Annotated in this window: 14 protein-coding genes; 4 read left to right on the top strand and 10 right to left on the bottom strand. The window is 72.3% G+C overall.

Going from position 1 to position 15453, the window contains the following annotated elements; translation table 11 throughout:
• The first annotated feature begins 17 nt into the window (after window positions 1-17).
• A complete protein-coding gene (gene hslV, locus PPSIR1_RS15885; RefSeq protein ID WP_086001371.1) occupies window positions 18-617 on the top strand; it encodes an ATP-dependent protease subunit HslV in 600 nt (199 codons plus the stop codon).
• Window positions 614-2089 carry an ATP-dependent protease ATPase subunit HslU gene (gene hslU / locus PPSIR1_RS15880; protein ID WP_006972106.1) on the top strand — a complete coding sequence of 492 codons (1476 nt, stop codon included), beginning with the start codon at window positions 614-616 and terminating at the stop codon, window positions 2087-2089. The genes hslV and hslU overlap by 4 nt, the downstream gene beginning before the upstream one ends.
• Here the strand turns inward: hslU and PPSIR1_RS15875 are convergent.
• The 5 genes from PPSIR1_RS15875 to PPSIR1_RS15855 all read right to left on the bottom strand — a co-directional run bounded on the left by PPSIR1_RS15875 (window position 2069) and on the right by PPSIR1_RS15855 (window position 7127).
• On the bottom strand, window positions 2069-2623 hold the full coding sequence (locus PPSIR1_RS15875) for a DUF6597 domain-containing transcriptional factor (RefSeq protein ID WP_157595609.1): 555 nt from the start codon (window positions 2621-2623) through the stop codon (window positions 2069-2071). The two genes, hslU and PPSIR1_RS15875, sit on opposite strands and share 21 nt — an antisense overlap.
• A gap of 24 nt (window positions 2624-2647) precedes the next feature.
• Entirely contained in the window at window positions 2648-3358 is a 711-nt protein-coding gene (locus tag PPSIR1_RS42860) for a hypothetical protein (protein ID WP_006972104.1), read from the bottom strand.
• A gap of 34 nt (window positions 3359-3392) precedes the next feature.
• Window positions 3393-5198, bottom strand: a complete 1806-nt coding sequence (locus PPSIR1_RS15865; RefSeq protein ID WP_006972103.1) for a right-handed parallel beta-helix repeat-containing protein — start codon at window positions 5196-5198, stop codon at window positions 3393-3395.
• 90 nt (window positions 5199-5288) lie between these two features.
• On the bottom strand, window positions 5289-6176 hold the full coding sequence (locus PPSIR1_RS15860; RefSeq protein ID WP_045116096.1) for a hypothetical protein: 888 nt from the start codon (window positions 6174-6176) through the stop codon (window positions 5289-5291).
• A gap of 57 nt (window positions 6177-6233) precedes the next feature.
• Window positions 6234-7127 carry a hypothetical protein gene (locus PPSIR1_RS15855; RefSeq protein WP_045116095.1) on the bottom strand — a complete coding sequence of 298 codons (894 nt, stop codon included), beginning with the start codon at window positions 7125-7127 and terminating at the stop codon, window positions 6234-6236.
• 157 nt (window positions 7128-7284) lie between these two features.
• Here PPSIR1_RS15855 and PPSIR1_RS15850 point away from each other — a divergent pair, with 157 nt between their 5' ends.
• Complete coding sequence (locus PPSIR1_RS15850; RefSeq protein WP_006972100.1) at window positions 7285-7941, top strand: YqaA family protein; 657 nt, start codon at window positions 7285-7287, stop codon at window positions 7939-7941.
• 15 nt (window positions 7942-7956) lie between these two features.
• Here PPSIR1_RS15850 and PPSIR1_RS15845 read toward each other — a convergent pair whose 3' ends face one another.
• Window positions 7957-8712, bottom strand: coding sequence for a hypothetical protein (locus PPSIR1_RS15845; RefSeq protein WP_006972099.1), 756 nt, complete (start codon window positions 8710-8712; stop codon window positions 7957-7959).
• An 83-nt stretch (window positions 8713-8795) separates the two neighbouring features.
• Between PPSIR1_RS15845 and PPSIR1_RS42855 the strand changes: the two genes are divergently transcribed.
• The gene (locus tag PPSIR1_RS42855; protein WP_006972098.1) at window positions 8796-10271 is read left to right on the top strand and encodes a DUF2520 domain-containing protein; all 1476 of its coding nucleotides are present in this window, start codon (window positions 8796-8798) and stop codon (window positions 10269-10271) included.
• A 198-nt stretch (window positions 10272-10469) separates the two neighbouring features.
• Here the strand turns inward: PPSIR1_RS42855 and PPSIR1_RS15835 are convergent, their stop codons facing one another.
• From PPSIR1_RS15835 to PPSIR1_RS15820, 4 genes are all read right to left on the bottom strand, one after another.
• Complete coding sequence (locus PPSIR1_RS15835) at window positions 10470-11186, bottom strand: hypothetical protein (protein ID WP_006972097.1); 717 nt, start codon at window positions 11184-11186, stop codon at window positions 10470-10472.
• Between the two features lie 245 nt (window positions 11187-11431).
• Complete coding sequence (locus PPSIR1_RS15830; RefSeq protein ID WP_006972096.1) at window positions 11432-12619, bottom strand: hypothetical protein; 1188 nt, start codon at window positions 12617-12619, stop codon at window positions 11432-11434.
• Between the two features lie 58 nt (window positions 12620-12677).
• Window positions 12678-15014 carry an AAA family ATPase gene (locus PPSIR1_RS15825; protein ID WP_157595607.1) on the bottom strand — a complete coding sequence of 779 codons (2337 nt, stop codon included), beginning with the start codon at window positions 15012-15014 and terminating at the stop codon, window positions 12678-12680.
• A 55-nt stretch (window positions 15015-15069) separates the two neighbouring features.
• Window positions 15070-15426, bottom strand: coding sequence for a (2Fe-2S) ferredoxin domain-containing protein (locus tag PPSIR1_RS15820; protein ID WP_157595606.1), 357 nt, complete (start codon window positions 15424-15426; stop codon window positions 15070-15072).
• Window positions 15427-15453 lie beyond the last annotated feature (27 nt).

Raw genomic sequence — 15453 nt, 5'->3', positions numbered from 1 at the left:
CTCTATACTCGCCGGCCATGAGCTCCCCCCCGACTCCGTCGAACCCCGCTGGGGTGCCTGACCTGGCACCAGGAACGGTGATCCGCTCGACCACGGTGCTGTGCGTGCGCCGCGACGGCCGCGTGGCCCTGGGCGCCGACGGGCAGGTGTCCATGGGCAATACCATCGTCAAGGGCAGCGCGAGCAAGGTGCGGGCGCTGGCGCGGGGCAAGATCCTGGCGGGCTTCGCGGGCTCGGCCGCCGACGGCCTGACCCTGTGCGAGCTGCTCGAGGCCAAGCTCGAGGCCGTGGGCGGCAACTTCACCCGGGCCTGCGTCGAGCTGGCCAAGGACTGGCGCCTCGATCGTCGCTACCGTCGCCTCGAGGCCCTGCTGATCGTCGCCGACAAGGACCGCTCGCTGCTGCTCTCGGGCACCGGCGACGTGATCGAGGCCGAGGACGGCATCCTCGCCATCGGCTCTGGGGGCAACTACGCCCTCGCGGCCGCCCGGGCCCTGCTGCGCCACAGCGAGATGGACGCCCGCGGCCTGGTCGAGGCCGGGCTGCAGGTCGCCGGGGAGATCTGCGTGTTCACCAACCACAGCGCGACCGTGCTCGAGCTGGAGGCCAACCCATGAGCGACACGCCCATCTCGAAGACCTTCGACGCCCGCGAGCTGACCCCGCGGCGCGCCGTCAAGGAGCTCGACCGCTTCGTCATCGGCCAGCACAAGGCCAAGCGCGCCGTGGCCATCGCGCTGCGCAACCGCTGGCGGCGACAGCAGGTCGAGGGCGACCTGCGCGACGAAATCTCGCCCAAGAACATCATCATGGTCGGGCCCACGGGGGTCGGGAAGACCGAGATCGCCCGGCGCCTGGCCAAGCTGACCGGGGCGCCCTTCGTCAAGATCGAGGTCAGCAAGTTCACCGAGGTCGGCTACGTCGGCCGCGACGTCGACTCGGTGATCCGCGACCTGGTCGAGATGGCGGCCAAGCTCGTGCGCGAGGAGAAAGAGCGCGACGTGTGGGAGGCCGCGCGGGCCGAGGCCGACGAGGCCATCCTCGACATCCTGCTCCCGCCTTCGCCCGGAACCGGAACCAGCTCCGGCAAGGGCGAGGCGGGCTACGGCAACCACGGCTACACGCAGCGCCCCGATGACGCGGCCAAGGCCTCGGCCAAGCCCAAGAACTCGGCCAGCCGCGACAAGCTGCGCAAGCTGCTGGCCGAGGGCAAGCTCGACCTGCGCGAGGTCGAGGTGGAGATCGAGGAAGAGGGCGGCGGACTCCAGGGTCTGCCCGGCTTGCCCGGCGGCCTCGGGGGGCCCGGCCTGGGCGGCGGCAGCCCGGGAGGCGGCATGGACGGGCTCAGCGACCAGCTCGGCGAGCTCCTCGGCGGCCTGGGCAAGCGGACCAAGAAGACCAAGACGACCGTGGCCGAGGCCCGGGAGCTCCTCGCCCAGCAAAAGGCGCGCTCGCTCGTCGACCGCGACGAGGTCCGGCGCGAGGCCGTGCGTCGAGCCGAAGAGCTCGGCGTGGTCTTCCTCGACGAGATCGACAAAATCTGCTCCCGCGAGAACGCCCGCGGGGCCGACGTGTCCCGCGAGGGGGTCCAGCGCGACCTGCTGCCACTGGTCGAGGGCAGCACCGTGTCGACCAAGTACGGCCCGGTGCGCAGCGATCACGTGCTGTTCATCGCCGCCGGGGCCTTCCACATGGCCAAGGTCAGCGACCTCATCCCCGAGCTCCAGGGCCGCTTCCCGATCCGCGTCGAGCTCGACAGCCTCGGCGAGGCCGAGTTCGTGCAGATCCTCCGCGACACCGACAACTCCCTGCTCAAGCAGTACGCCGCGCTCCTCGGCACCGAGGGCGTGACCGTGGAGTTTGGCGCGGACGCCATCGCCGAGCTGGCCAAGGTCGCCGCCACGGCCAACGACCAGCTCGAGAACATCGGCGCCCGCCGGCTGCACACCGTGCTCGAGCAGGTCCTCGACGAGCTCAGCTTCGAGGCCTCGGAGGTCGGCAACGCGACGGTGCAGATCACGGCCAGCTACGTCCGCGAGCGCATCGGTGGTTTGCTCGAGGACCGCGACCTATCGCGGCACATCCTTTGAGTCGAGGACGCGGGCGAGGCTGCCCACGTTCTGGCCGCGCTCGAGGGCGGCGACGGCGAGCTCCATGGCGCGGTCTCGGTCGGGCCGAAGGTGCGCGAGCAGGGCCTCCTCGAGCAGCGCCAGACGGGTTGAGTCGTCGGAGGCCTCGAGCATGCGCAGGCGCAGCCGCGTCCCCGCCGGGCCCCACAGCGCGCTCAGGCTCAGGTCCCGATCACGGATCTCCGACATGGGCAGCGCGAAGAACATCCGCGCGCCGCCGGGGCGGAAGGCGACGCCAGCGATGCGCCGCTGCTGGGCGGTGTCGATGGCGAAGGGCTCGTCGGTCACCCCAGTCAACGCTGCGCCCTCGACCGCCCCGAGCCGACTCAGGTCGTCGCCGCGCCAGGCCCGAAGCTCGTCGTCGACGAGGTTGACCAGGAGCTGGCTCGCGCCCGCGGGCAAGATGTGCTCGCGGCCGTGGGCGAGCTCGGCCTCGAACAGCCAGATCGAGCGAACGAAGGGGGCGAGCTCGGCTCGGACTGGCCGCTGGACCACGCGCACCGGATCACGCTAGCACGCTCAGCCCACCTGCACGCAGCGCTGGTAGGCGAGGCGCTTGGCCTCGTTCACGGCGTGCTGGCGGTCGCGGAACATCGCGCCCACGAGCAGGCCGTCGAGGCCCCGCCAGCTGCCCTCGCCCGCGAGCACCACGGCGTGCATGGGCTCGTCGCGGTCGAGCTCGGCGAGGGTCTGGAGCAGGCCGAGGATGCCGTCGCCCCAGCTGTAGTCGAGCTCGGAGAAGTCGAACAGGACCACGTCGGGGCAGGTCTCGAGGACGTGGGGCAGCATGGCCGCGCGCATGGCCGCGGCGTCGGGTTTGCCCTGGCTGCCCGGGCGGTACTCGCCGACGTAGCGCAGCTCGAGGATGTGACCGGCGCTGGCGATGGGCGCTCCGTGGGGGCCGGGGACGGTGCAGTCGAACTGGGCCTCGCGGGCGCTCTCGAGGCGCACCGTGGACTCGACGGCGGGGCCGCGCTCGGCCCAGCTCAGGGCGAAGGTGTCGGGATCGGGGCGGGGGGCGTAGGCCGCGGGGAGCTTGCCCTCGCACCTCGCGATGAAGTGCTCGAGGCCCCGCTGGGTGTGGCTGTCTTCAGGGTGGAAAATCTGCGGGCAGGGGGTGCTCGGGCAGATGGCGCACACGATCAGCTGGCCCAGGCGCATGTCGGGATCCAGCCGCCAGGCTCGCTCGAGCAGGGCGCACAGCTCGGGGATGCGATCGGGGTCGCGCATGGGGGGAGGCTAGCCCAGCCGGGCGCGGAGCGGGTCAGTTCACGAACACCTGAGCGACGGACCAGCCCGACATGGCGTTGCCGTTTTGAGCCCGGAGCATGAACCAGTGCTCGCCGGGGTGCAGGTCCTCGGCGACGTAGCCGAGGGTGTCGAAGGCCTGGTACTGGGGGTTCGAGGACGCGAAGCTCCAGCGCGGGTCGTTGGCCGGGCGATGGGCGATGCGATGGAACTCGCCGCCGAAGAAGTCGGCGATGAAGAAGCTGTCGTGGTCGGTCGTGGTGGTGCTCGGGTAGCCGTCCCAGCGCAGCTCGACCGTCCCCGGGGTGGTGGCGACGGCCGTGAGGGTCGGGGCCGGGGGGGCGCCGTGGTCGGCGAGCATGGCCTCGTCGTAGGCTCCCACGACCTCCTGGGCCACGAACGAGTTGGCGTCGAAGGTCCAGGTCCCGCCGAGGGTGATGTTGGCGAGGGTGTCGGCCTCGGTGACGTTGTCCGTGACCAGGATGTTCTCGGGGGTACACTCGCTCTTGACCGCGGCGTTCGTCGCGTCGGAGAACAGGTTGTGGGCGAAGGTCGCGTTGCTGACGGGCACGCCCGCGGGCTCGAGGAAGTGCTCGAGCATGCGCACGACCTGCCTCGGGAGCTCGGTCGTGGTCGTGAACTCGTTGTAGGTGAAGGTCAGGTCGTCGACGGGGAACACGATCGCGCTCGACAGGGGCACGTGATCGTCCGTGGGGTTGAAGCGAAAGCCCGAATTTCGGTAGATGTTGCCGATCACCCCGAGGTCCGTGGTCAGGGTCTCGTTGGTGCCGACGAGCCACTGGGCGAGGCCGTAGAGGCGGGGGTCGTAGCGCCCGCCCGCGGACTTGGGCAGGACGTCGCCGACGTTGTTGACGAACCAGGTCTCGTGGGAGGCCTGGCGCTCGTGGCCCTGGGCGGGGGCGCTGACCGTGTTCGCGTAGAGGATCTCGGCGTCCTCCACGAGGTTGTCGACGATCAGGACCCGCTGGGCGCCGTGGTTCATGATCCCCGCCCAGTGGATGTTCTCGCGCACGGTGTTGCTCGAGATGACGATGTCCTCGGAGCAGTTGGTCTCGGTCGTGCAACCGGTGACCACGATGCCGTAGACGCTGGCCTGGCCGGGGGTGGTCTCCTGGCACTCGCACTTGTCGCAGAGGGAGCACTCGGGCGCCTGCTGGCACACGTCCGGGTTGCCGATGTCGAGCACGGTGTTGCCGTGGATGCGGCCGCGCTTGCTGTCCTCGACGGCGATGCCGGCGTAGCCTACGTCCTCGATGGCGCTGTGCTCGACGACGAAGTCGTCGACCCGGACCAGGCTGACGCCCCGGCCGCGGAACTTGCTCATCTCGACGTCGGAGACGGTGAGGTGTTTGATGCGTCCCTGGTCCGGCCCCGCGGCCCAGATGCCGTGGGTGTTGCGGGCGCCCACGGGCCCATACTCGGCGCCGGTCAGGCGGAGCCTGGCGATGCTGACGTCGTCGGCGACCACGTTGAAGATGGCTCCGTCTGCGTTCCCCTCGCAGGCTTTGTAGCGAGGCAGCGCCGCGCCGTCGTCGATGCGGACGAGCTCGGCGCGGTCGGTGCTCTGGAGGTCCGAGGTGATGATCAGCGACTTCTCGACGTCGATGCTCTCGCTGATGAGGCAGGCCTTGTCGGTGGTGAAGGTGATCACCGAGCCCGGATCCGCGCCGTCGAAGGCGGCTTGGATCTCCGGGGTCTGATCGCTGACGCCGTCGCACTCGATGACGATCGGATCGCAGCCGAGCAGGCCGACGCTGGCGAGGATCAGGAGGGGGGCGCGGTGAGGGCGTGGCGTGGACATGGTCGGGTCGAGGCGTGCACCGCCTTCGACCACAAGTGCGGCTTCGCCCTGATCTGATCCCTGCTCTCTGGTCCCCCGAGCTCGACGCGCTCACGGCCCGGGGCGGACCTTGCGGCGCGCGCGTATCAGCAAGGTGTGGATTCGATCATCGTCGTCCAGGCTGACCTTGAGCAGGGCGGGCCCGCTGTCGCACTCGATGAACCACAGCGCCCCCTGGGCCGAGGCGAGGTCGATGCCGTCGAGGACGCAGCGGCCTCGCTCGCCGCGGACGGAGGCGAAGAAGTCCCGGGTCTCGCCTTCGTCGAAGGCCTCGGTGAAGCCGGCGAGGAAGCGCTCGCGGTCCCAGTGGATGATCAGCGCGAGGACGAGCTGGGCGGCTTCGGTGACGGCGGGGTTGGGCTCGATGTCGCGGCCGCCGAACAGGATGCCTTCGAGCTTGCCGCCGCCCTGTTCGAGGATCAGCGTGGCCTCGACGCTGCCTCGCTCGCAGGGGTAGAGGAGGCGCGCGCGCTGGGGGCCCTGGACGACGATGGGATCGGGCTGGTCGCACGCGCCGATCCGCGGGCGCAGGAACTCGAGGCTCTCGTCGAGCCAGTCGTGGACGCCGCCGCGTTCGAAGTTGCGCTCGACGAAGGCGCGGGTCGACTCTTCGTTGTCGAGCAGGCGGCCGAGCTCGTCGGCGAGCTCGCGCTGCCGCGCGCTCAGGGCCCGGACGGGCTTTTGGGGCGCCGGGGGAGGGGAGGAGTCGGCCGCGTCGGCGCCGTCGAGTCCCGCGTATCCGGCGGGATCGCTCGTGCGCGCCTGGGGCTCGCTCGAGCTGTCTCGACTCGAGGCTTTGGGTGCCGCGGTGTCCTTGGCGAGCGCCGACGCGTCGGCGGGGCGCCCGAGGGCGTACCAGGCGAGGGCGCCGACGCAGACCAGGGCGAGGCCCCCCAGGAGGAGCGCGGAGGCGCTCCGCGTCGAACTCGTGGAAGCCACGCTCGCAGCATAGCGCACGCCCCCGGTCCCAAGGCGTCCGTGGGGGCAAAGCAGAGCTCAAGGATCGAGCCGGATGTTGCGTCGGTCGCGGATCAGCAGCTTGCGGATGCGGTCGTCGTCGTCGAGGCTGACCTTGAGCAGCCCGGGTCCGTCCTCGCACTCGATGAACCACAGCGCGCCCTGGGGCGAGGCGAGGTCGACGGAGCCGAGGGTGCAGCGCCCCCGCTCGGCGCGGACCGAGGCGAAGAAGTCCCGGGTCTCGTCTTCCTCGAAGGCCTCCGTGAAGCCCTCGAGGAAGCGCTCGCGCTGCCACTCGACGATCAGCGAGAGGACCAGCTCCGCGGCCTCGGTGACCGCGGCGTTGGGCTCGAGGTCGCGGCCACCGAGGACGATGTGGCGGAGCTTGTCGCCGTCCTCCTCCATGAAGAAGGCGGCCTCGACGGTGGCGTCTCCGCAGGGGTAGAGCAGGCGCGTTTGCTCGGACCCCGCGATGATCGGCTCGGGCTCCCCGCACTCGCCGATGCGCGGGCGCAGGAACTCCAGGTTCTCGTCGAGCCAGTCGTGGACGTGGGTGGCGCTCGCGTCGAAGTTGCGATCGACGAAGGCGCGGGTCGAGAGCTCGTCGTCGAGGAGCGCGCCGAGTCCGTCGGCGATCTCCCGCTCACGCGGGGTCAGGGCGCGGGGAGGCTTGGGAGGCGCGGGGCTCGGGGGCGACTCCAGCGTGGGCGCGCTGGCGAGCGCGCCGAGGCCGGCAGGGTCACTCGCGCGGGGTCGGGGGTCGCTCGAGCTTTCTCTACCCGAGTCCTCTCCCTCCGCTGGCTCGGCGACGGAGGCCGAGGCGTGGGGAGGGCGCTGCCCGAGGGCGTACCAAGCGAGGGCGGCGAGCGAGGCCAGGGCGAGAGAGGCCAGGGCGAGGCGGCGTGTTCTCGGCGTCGAAGTCGTGGAAGCCATGAGCACAGGATAGCGCGCTCCGCGGGGCGGCCATAGGGGAGCACCCGTCAGGCTCGCACGGGCCTGGATCGGACACCGGGGCCTGCTCAGCCGGGACCGAGGGCTCTGGGCAGGGAGGTCGTTGACCGCGGGCGGCGAGGGAGCTATCGGATGCCCGATGGTTCCTTCCTCTGCCGACCTCGCTGGCGACGCCCGTGAGCGCAGCGCGGAGGGCGAGGTCGTCGTGCCCGAGGTCGAGGTCGAGGAGCTGAGCATCCGCAAGGTGGTCATCACGGCCGCGCTCGGCGTCGCCGGCTTCACCGTGTTCGTGGCCATCCTCGGCTGGCTGTTCCGCGAGCCCTTGCTGAGCGTCGGGCGATGGTTCGTCGACAACTTCGGCGGCCCGGGCATCGCCGTGGGCTTCTTCTTCCCCGACGCCTTCACTGTGCCCGTGCCCAACGACGCGTTCACGGCCTTCGGCCTGTGGGGCGGCATGCCCTTTTGGGAGGTGGTCGCGTGGGGCAGCCTCGGCAGCCTGTGCGGCGGGAGCGTGGGCTGGCTGATCGGCCGCTACTTCATCGCCCGGAGCGAGCGCCTGGCCGCGTTCATGCGCCGCCGCGGCGGGGACCAGATGCGGGCTCAGATCAACCGCGGCGGGCGGTGGTTCCTGGCCGTCGCGGCCGTGACCCCCGTGCCCTACTCGATCACCTGCTGGGCCGCGGGGGCCACGGAGCTGCCCTACTGGCAGTTCATCGTGGTCTCGCTGCTGCGCATCCCCAGGGTCGCGGTGTTCCTGTGGCTGATCCAGCAGGGCTTCGTGAGCATCGGGTCCTGATCGGGTCCTGATCCTTCAGTCTCCTGGCCGCGGCCCGATGGTGATCGGCACGCGGACCGACTCGCACTCTCCTTGCGCGGGCACGGTCACGCGCACGCCGGCGCAGCTCCGCCCGTGGGCGATCGAGAGCTCGAGCTGGAGCGCGAGCTCGGAGCCCGCCGACCAGCTCGCCGCCGAGCTTCGGAGCTCGCCGCCGAGTCGGCTCGAGTAGCCGCCGTAGGGCGGGATGTCGGTGAACCAATAGCCAGACATGGTGGCGGTGGGCTCGGGCTCGGCGTCCGTCGGGGGCTCGAGGAGCGCGCGCACGACGTAGCCGCCGGTGCCGTACTCGACGGGCAAGACGTCCACGCTCAGGGCGCCCGACTGCTCGTGGCACACTCCGACTCGCATCGGTCGTGGGTAGCGGGTCTCGGGGTCCTCGTGGACCCAGCGGCCCCAGGTGAAGGGGCTGATGTCGACCTCCTCGGAGCCGCGGACCACCCACATCGCCGGGACCTCGAGCTCGGGGGTGACGCGCAGGGGGACGACGAGGCGCTCCCGCGCCCGGCCGGTCTGGTCCTCGTCGTGGAGCCGGGCGAGGTGGGGGCGGTCGTCGTCTGTACGGCAGCTTTGGTCGGGGAAGCGCCACGGCGCCTGGGTGGGCCCGACGGCGAGCTCGGGCGCTGGGGAGGGCTCTCGCGGTGGCCTAGGGTCGCAGCCGATGACACAGGCGCAGCCGATGACGGACGCCACGGCGAGCGCGGACGCGCGGGGCCAGGTCGAGGGCAGCACGCCGCCTGGGCAACGCTGAAGCGGGGAGGTTCCGTCCCGAGCAGGGCGAGCGAGACCGAGCGGTGGCGCGGTATGGTCGGGCCGTGCCCCGCCCCAAGCCGGTGCTGGCCGTCGTCGGCGGCAGCTTCAACCCCCCGCACGTCGGCCACGCGCTCTTGCCCCGCTACCTGCTGAGCACGGGAGAGGTCGACGCCGTGCTGGTCTGCCCTTGCGCCGACCACCCCCTGGGCAAGCGCCTGACTCCCTTCGCCCGGCGCATGAGCTGGACGCGGCTGGCCCTCGCCCCCGAGCTGCGCGCCGGCGGAGGCGGCGTGATCGTGAGCGCCATCGAGGGCGAGCTCGCGGCCGCGCGCGACGGCAAGCCGAGCTACAGCCTCGAGCTGCTCGAGGCCATCGCCGCGCGCTACCCCGGGCACCGGGTCCGGCTGGTCGTGGGCTCGGACATCATCGAGAGCGGCGAGACCGAGCGCTGGCATCGCTGGTCCGACATCGTCGCGGGCTTCGAGCCCATCGTCGTGCCCCGGGCGGGCTGGTGCGAGGCCGGCTCGGCGAGCTTGCCAGAGGTCAGCAGCACCGTGGTTCGAGAGCAGCTCGATCGCCTGCGCCGCCACGTCGCCGATGGGGACGAGGCGGGCGCAGCCAAGGCTCGGAGCTTGCTCGAGCGTCAGGTCCCGCGGGCCGTCGCCGAGGCCCTGCTGCGGTGGATCGCGGGGGGCGAGCCGCGGGTGTGGGTCGTCGGCCTGGGTCACGTGGCGCACCACGCCGTGCCCTGGCTGTGGGACCGGGGCTTTCGCGTGGAGACCATCGGCGCCCGGGCCCTCGTCGAGGGGGCGCAGCCCGGCGCGACGCCGCTGGAGCTGCCGACCATCGACGAAGGGCCGCCGGCGGGGGTCTGGATCCTCGCCCGCGACGGGGCCCTGAGCGCGGTCGCGGAGGCCCTCGCGGGGCGGCTGCCGCCGGGCGTGCCGGTGCTCCACGGCGCGGGCGCGAAGTTGGCCAGCGAGGTGCTCGCGCCCCTGGCCGCGGCGGGTCACCCCGTCGGATCCCTGCACCCGATCTGCTCGCTTCGAAACGAGCGCGAGGGTTCGCGCCTGCAACACGCGGGCTTTGGCATCGGCGGAGACGCGCAGGCCCATGCGTTCGCGCGAACCTTGGTCGGCGAGCAGCGCTGGCTGGACCTGCGCAGCCTCGACGCCGAGGGTCGGCTGGCCTACCACGGCGCCTGTGCCCTCGTGGCCAACCACCAAGCCGTGCTCCAGGTTGGGGCGGCCGAGGTGCTCACGACCCTCGTGGGCGCCTCCGAGTCTGCGACGGCTCGGGCGGCCCTCGGGGACTTGATGCTCGGTTCGCTCGAGAACCTGCTCGCCCTCGGGGTCCCGGCTGGGGTCACGGGCCCGCTCTCGCGCGGGGACACGGCCACGGTCGCCGCTCACGTCGAGGCCCTGCGCGGCCTCGGGGACAGGGGGGCGGCCGCGGGAGCGCTCTACGCGAGCCTGAGCGCGCGCTTGGCCGAGCTGTTGGGGCCTCGAGCCGCGGGCAGCGAGGGGGCCGTGTCGTGACCTCGAACGATCAGACCTTCACCCCGAGCTCGACGCTCGCGGCCTGGGCACGACGGGCCACCACGTCATCGTGGAAGACCTCGGAGCGCCTGATGCGACCCAGGCTGAAGATACTACCCAGCGGCAGCTGAGAGACGCGCGGCGACCCTCAACCCCGCCGCGCGTCGGGTGTTCGCCGCGGCCTCCCAGCGGCGAGGCTCACAGCTGGGTCGGGGCCTCGCTCAAGAGCAGGTAGCGCGCCTCAGCGCTGCCGAAGAAGGTCGCGTCGAGGGCCTGGATGACGCCCGCGTCGGTGAGCTCCGTGAGCCCCTCGAGGGGGGTCCGTACCGTCGCGTAGTTGGGGAGGGTGTCGAGGATGGGGCACGCCCCGCCCGCGCCCTCGGGCTCCAGCAGGCCGAAGGGCGTCCCCTCGTCGGTCTCGAGGTAGCGCGCGCACACCTCACCGAGGCCCGCGACGCTGCTCTGCTCGACCTCGCCGTAGATCGTCCCCCAAAAGTCCGCGCTCAGGCTGCCCCAGGCCCACGCGTAGTCGACCTGGCGACCGGTCGGCTGATCGTAGGTCTCGCTCAGGGTCTGAACGAGGCCCTGGTCAGCGATGGGGGGGAGCGCCTCCGGGCCCCAGCCGACGATCAGATCCATGCGATCGAGGTAGGGCTGCAGCGGGCCGCACTGCTCCGCCGGCCCGTCGTCGAGGTTGCGCTCGACCGCCAACCCCGTCCATCCGTGATCGTCGAGGACGTAGACGACGCACAGGCCCTCCCAGCCGCCGAAGCTGGTGAGCTGGGTCTCGACGACGAAGCCCTCGGAGTCCGCGAGCGCGCGCAGCGACGGCCCTGCCTCGCTCGCCGTGTCCGCCTCTGGACCGCAAGCCATCAGGAGCGGGGCGAGGAAAAGGCAGCCGACGAGCGCGCTCATTCGAGTGGAGATGTGTTGAATTTCGATATGCATACCCGCGGATGGTGGCCTCCGACCATCCTCCCGACACCCCTCGGGGGGTCACGATTTCGCCTCTTTTGCGCAGCGTTAGCGGCTCGATGCCCGACTCAGACCAGCGACCCCCGACCCCCGGTTAGGGCCCCAACCTACATCGAATGAAGTCATCATATTTAACCGGCTGTTTGACGGGGACGCGGTGTCGGGCGCCCGAGACGGACCGGCTCTCAGATCTCATGATCGCCGCGCTTGTCGAGGAGCTCGGCGATGCTCTCTTCGAGGGCCCCGCCCCGGCCGCTGGCGCCGGCGTCCTTGGCCGCGCGCCGGCTCAGGGCGACGAGGCTGCGCTCGAACACCCCCCGGCCGTGGCGCCCGACGGGGCCGTCGAGCATGGCCTCGATGCGCGGCGCGGCCAGCTGGGCCCGGGCGCGGCTCTTGATGCTCACGCCGCCGAGCCAGGTGGCGACCCAGGGCTCGCTCGCGGCGAAGTTCTGGGCGATGGCCGCGACCACGGCCGGGCGCCCGCTGACCCGGGTCAGGCCGCGCTCGAGGACGGGGCGCAGGCCGTGGCGGATGTCGCCCTCGATGGCCAGGGCCGCGAGCCACAGCGGGGCGGCGGCGTCGGGCAGGTCGTCGAGGGCGAAGAACAGGTCCCGGCGCACGGCCACGCTGGTGTCCCACATCGCGCAGCCCAGGGCGCGCTCGAGGCCCTCGGTCCACGGCTGGCCGAGCAGGCGGTGGAGGGCCTGGACCCGCGAGCCCGCGTCGCCGGGGGTCCAGGGCAGGGACTGGGGTCGGCCCCAGCGGCAAAACCAAGTCAGCCCGCGCGCGGTCGCGGGGGCGAGCAGGTCGGCGTGCAGGTGGTCCTCCCGGGCGTGGCGGGCCGCCTGGGCCGGACCGCGCTGGGCGAGGCCGTGGACGTCGCGGAAGCGCCGGGGCATGCCGCCGAGGATCAGCCGGCGCGGGCGGGCGTGGCAGCGCTCCGATCCGAGCTCGGCGAGCAGGCCCAGCTCGAGCTCGTCGTCGTACTCGCCCAGGTCGAGCTGCAGGTCGTCGAGGAAGGCCAGGGCCGGGCGGCGCAGGAGCTGGCACATGACCTCGAGCACCAGCCGCGGCCGGGGGCGCTCGGAGCCGGCGCTGCGCTGGGTGGACGGGCGGTCGAGGCTGATGCCGCGGATGACCCCGTACTGCCAGCGCAGGCGCAGCCGGGGCAGCTCACCCACCAAGGGCCCGAGCAGGCTCTCGGCGTGGCGCAGGCGCAGCTGCTCGGCCCGCGCGAGCAGCTCCTCGCGGTCGGCGGGGGCCAGCTCGGGCCCGGCGCGCAGGTGCAGGGCGACGATCTCCCCGACGGCGTCGCCCGCCGCCATGCGCTGGTCGGCCCACACGGCCAAGCTCTCGCGCTCTCCGGGCCACATGCCAACCAACGATGCACGCCCGCTGGCAAAGCGCAAGGCGCAGCACCCAGGCTGCCAGTCAGCTACAGATCAGGGCGCCGCGCTCGTCGAAGCGGACGACCACTTCCTCACCCGCGCGCACGCGCCCGCGCAGGATCTCGTCGGCGACCAGGCTCTCGACCTCGCGCCCGATCAGGTGTCGGAGCGGTCGCGCGCCCAGGGCGGGGTCGATGCCCGCGCGCTCGATCAGCCGCTCGAGCACCTCGTCCTCGACGCGGTAGCGAATGCCTCGGTCTCGGGTCAGGCGCTTGGAGCTCGACGCGATCAGCCGGCGGGAGATGGCCAGCATCTGCTCGCGGGTCAGCGGGCGCAGGACCAGGGGGGCCTCGATGCGGTTCCACAGCTCGACGGGGAAGTGGCTGCGGGCGCGGTCGAGGACCTCGGCGTCGTCGGGCAGGGCGTCGCCGTCGCCGTTGGGGCCGAGATCGAGGTCGAACATCAGCTCGGCGCCGAGGTTCGAGGTCATGATCACCACCGCGTGGCGGAAGTCGATCGTGCGCCCGCGCCCGTCGGTCAGCCGGCCCTCGTCGAAGACCTGCAGCAGCAGCTGGTGCACGTCGCGGTGGCTCTTTTCGATCTCGTCGAGCAGGACCACGCGGTGAGGGTTGCGCAGCAGCGGATCCGTGAGCGCGCCGCCTTGCTCGTGGCCGACGTAGCCGGGCGGGGCCCCGACCACGCGGGCGACGGCGTGGGCCTCGGCGTACTCGCTCATGTCCAGGCGCAGCAGGGCGTCGTCGCGCTCGTAGAGGGCGCTGGCGAGGGCCTTGGCGATCTCGGTCTTGCCGACGCCAGAGGGGCCGAGCAGCAACACCGAGGCGATCGGGCGGCCGCTCGAGAAGCCGGCGCGGTTGCGTCGGACCAAGCTGGCGAGGGCTTCGAGCACGTGCTCGTGGCCGACGACCTGGCGCGCGAGGACGGCGTCGAGGTCGAGCAGGTCGCGCTCGCTCGAGCCCTCCACGCGGCTGCGCGGGAGGCCGGTGCGCTCGCAGACGATGGTCAGCCAGGTGTCCCGGCCGACGCTCGCGCGACCCTCGCGGGTGGTCCGGGCGCAGCTCAGATCGAGCAGGTCGAGGGCGCGGCCGGGCATCGCCAGGCCGGTCAGGAAGCGCTCGGCGATGCGGGTCAGCTCGTGGAGGTGGGCGTCGTTGTCGAGGCCCAGGCCGTGCTGCTCGAGCACCGCGGGCGCGGCCAGCTTGACGGCCTGGTGGACGTCGCCGCCCTCGAGGGCGCTGAGCGGGAGCACGTCGAGGGTGTCGAGGATCCCCGGCATCCAGGCCTCGAGGCGCGCGCGGCTCTCGTGGGAGACCACGGTCAAGATGCGCGGCTGACCGGTGGCCCAGGCCCGCGCGAGGGCGGGGAGCATGGCCGGGGGCTGGTCGGAGCTGACGCGATCGAGGTCGTCGAACACGACCACGCCCTGGGCCTCGGCGATGAGCTCGAGGTCCTCGCCGAGCAGGTTGTCGTCCTCGTCGTAGTGCGGCGCCTCGAGCCGAAACACCGGGCGGTCGAGGACCCGGGCCAGGTGCGTGGCCACGCAGGTCCGGCCGCTGCCGTGCTCGCCCACGAGCAGGGGCGGGCGGGGGCCTCGGCGCAGCAGGGCGTCGGCGAGGGTGGCCAGCTCGCGCTCGCGGCCGACCAGGGGCGGGAGGCTGCCGGGGTGGATCGAGCGCAGCTCGGCCGGACCTTTTTGCGTACGCGGGGCGCTGCGCTCGTGGACCTCGGGGGCGGGCGTGGCCTTGGCGAGGGTGGACGCGGAGGCGTCGGGGCGCAGGGCCATGGGCTCGCGCTGGCTCGGCGCGGGCTCGGGCTGCGCGGGGTAGGGCGCTCCGTGCTGGTGACTCTGGCGCGGAGAGGGCGGGGCGGGGCGGCTCGACAGCGCCGCGCTCCGGCGGGTGCTCGACATGCGCACGGGCGAGCTGGAGCTGGGGCTGCCGGGGTGGCTGCGGCCGCGCACCGGTCCTCGGGTCGCGCGCTCGCGGCCGCGCTCGCGGACGCGCTCGATCAACAGCTTGCGCAGCCGGACCATGTCGGCGCCGGCGAGGCGCAGGGCCTGGTAGGCGTGGCAGTCCGCGCTGCGCACGATCGCCAGGAGCTGGTCGAGATCGCCGTCGGGTCCGGGCCGACCGCCGCGCTGCTGCAGGCGCAGGCGCCAGTCGGCGGGCTCGGGCTCGATGCGGGTCTTGATCTGATCGCGCAGCTCCGGGAGGGACTTCGGCTCCACGCCGACCTCGCCGAGGATCTCGGCCACGCCGCCCGAACGCGCCGCGAGCTCGATCAGGAGATCGCAGCTCGAGCCCTGCGCCGCGTGTGTACGCGGTCGGCGAATGGACGAGCGGACAGCGAGGGCCTCTGCCATGGGCGCACGCTAAGGGCACCCATGTTCAGGTCCAAAAAAACGGCTCGAGCGAGGGCTACTCGTAGCTCTCGACCCACGCCTCGACGGCCTCGTCCTTGGCGACGTGGCTGTCGAGGACGCGGTCGACCTTGGCCTGGTCGACGCCGAGGTAGAGGCCGCGGACGCCATAGAGGAGGTCGAAGTCGGGCTCCGTGGACCCGTCCTCGCCGGGGGCGAGCTCGCGGATCATGAGGTTCGGCCCCTCGTCGCAGCGCCCAAAGCAGGTCAGCGCGGCGCACTCGGCCCGACCCTGGAGCGCAGCTTCTTTATCCAGGCGACCTTCGATGTGCTCGACGAGGGTCTCGCTCTCGTGGGTGATGCCGCAGCTAGGCCCGTCGCACACGAGGATCTGGAAGCGCTTGCGCTCGGTCATGGCGGCCAACCCTGCGTCGGCGCGGGG

Source organism: Plesiocystis pacifica SIR-1, from assembly GCF_000170895.1.
GTDB lineage: Bacteria > Myxococcota_A > Polyangia > Nannocystales > Nannocystaceae > Plesiocystis > Plesiocystis pacifica.
This window is presented reverse-complemented; position numbering and strand designations above follow the sequence as displayed.

Excerpts from the sequence above, each read along its gene's own strand:
- hslV (WP_086001371.1), top strand. The coding sequence starts at position 18 with ATGAGCTCCCCCCCGACTCCGTCGAACCCCGCTGGGGTGCCTGACCTG.
- hslU (WP_006972106.1), top strand. The coding sequence starts at position 614 with ATGAGCGACACGCCCATCTCGAAGACCTTCGACGCCCGCGAGCTGACC.
- PPSIR1_RS42860 (WP_006972104.1), bottom strand. The coding sequence starts at position 3,358 with ATGCGCGACCCCGATCGCATCCCCGAGCTGTGCGCCCTGCTCGAGCGA.
- PPSIR1_RS15865 (WP_006972103.1), bottom strand. The coding sequence starts at position 5,198 with ATGTCCACGCCACGCCCTCACCGCGCCCCCCTCCTGATCCTCGCCAGC.
- PPSIR1_RS15855 (WP_045116095.1), bottom strand. The coding sequence starts at position 7,127 with ATGGCTTCCACGACTTCGACGCCGAGAACACGCCGCCTCGCCCTGGCC.
- PPSIR1_RS15850 (WP_006972100.1), top strand. The coding sequence starts at position 7,285 with ATGGTTCCTTCCTCTGCCGACCTCGCTGGCGACGCCCGTGAGCGCAGC.
- PPSIR1_RS15835 (WP_006972097.1), bottom strand. The coding sequence starts at position 11,186 with ATGAGCGCGCTCGTCGGCTGCCTTTTCCTCGCCCCGCTCCTGATGGCT.
- PPSIR1_RS15830 (WP_006972096.1), bottom strand. The coding sequence starts at position 12,619 with ATGTGGCCCGGAGAGCGCGAGAGCTTGGCCGTGTGGGCCGACCAGCGC.
- PPSIR1_RS15825 (WP_157595607.1), bottom strand. The coding sequence starts at position 15,014 with ATGGCAGAGGCCCTCGCTGTCCGCTCGTCCATTCGCCGACCGCGTACA.
- PPSIR1_RS15820 (WP_157595606.1), bottom strand. The coding sequence starts at position 15,426 with ATGACCGAGCGCAAGCGCTTCCAGATCCTCGTGTGCGACGGGCCTAGC.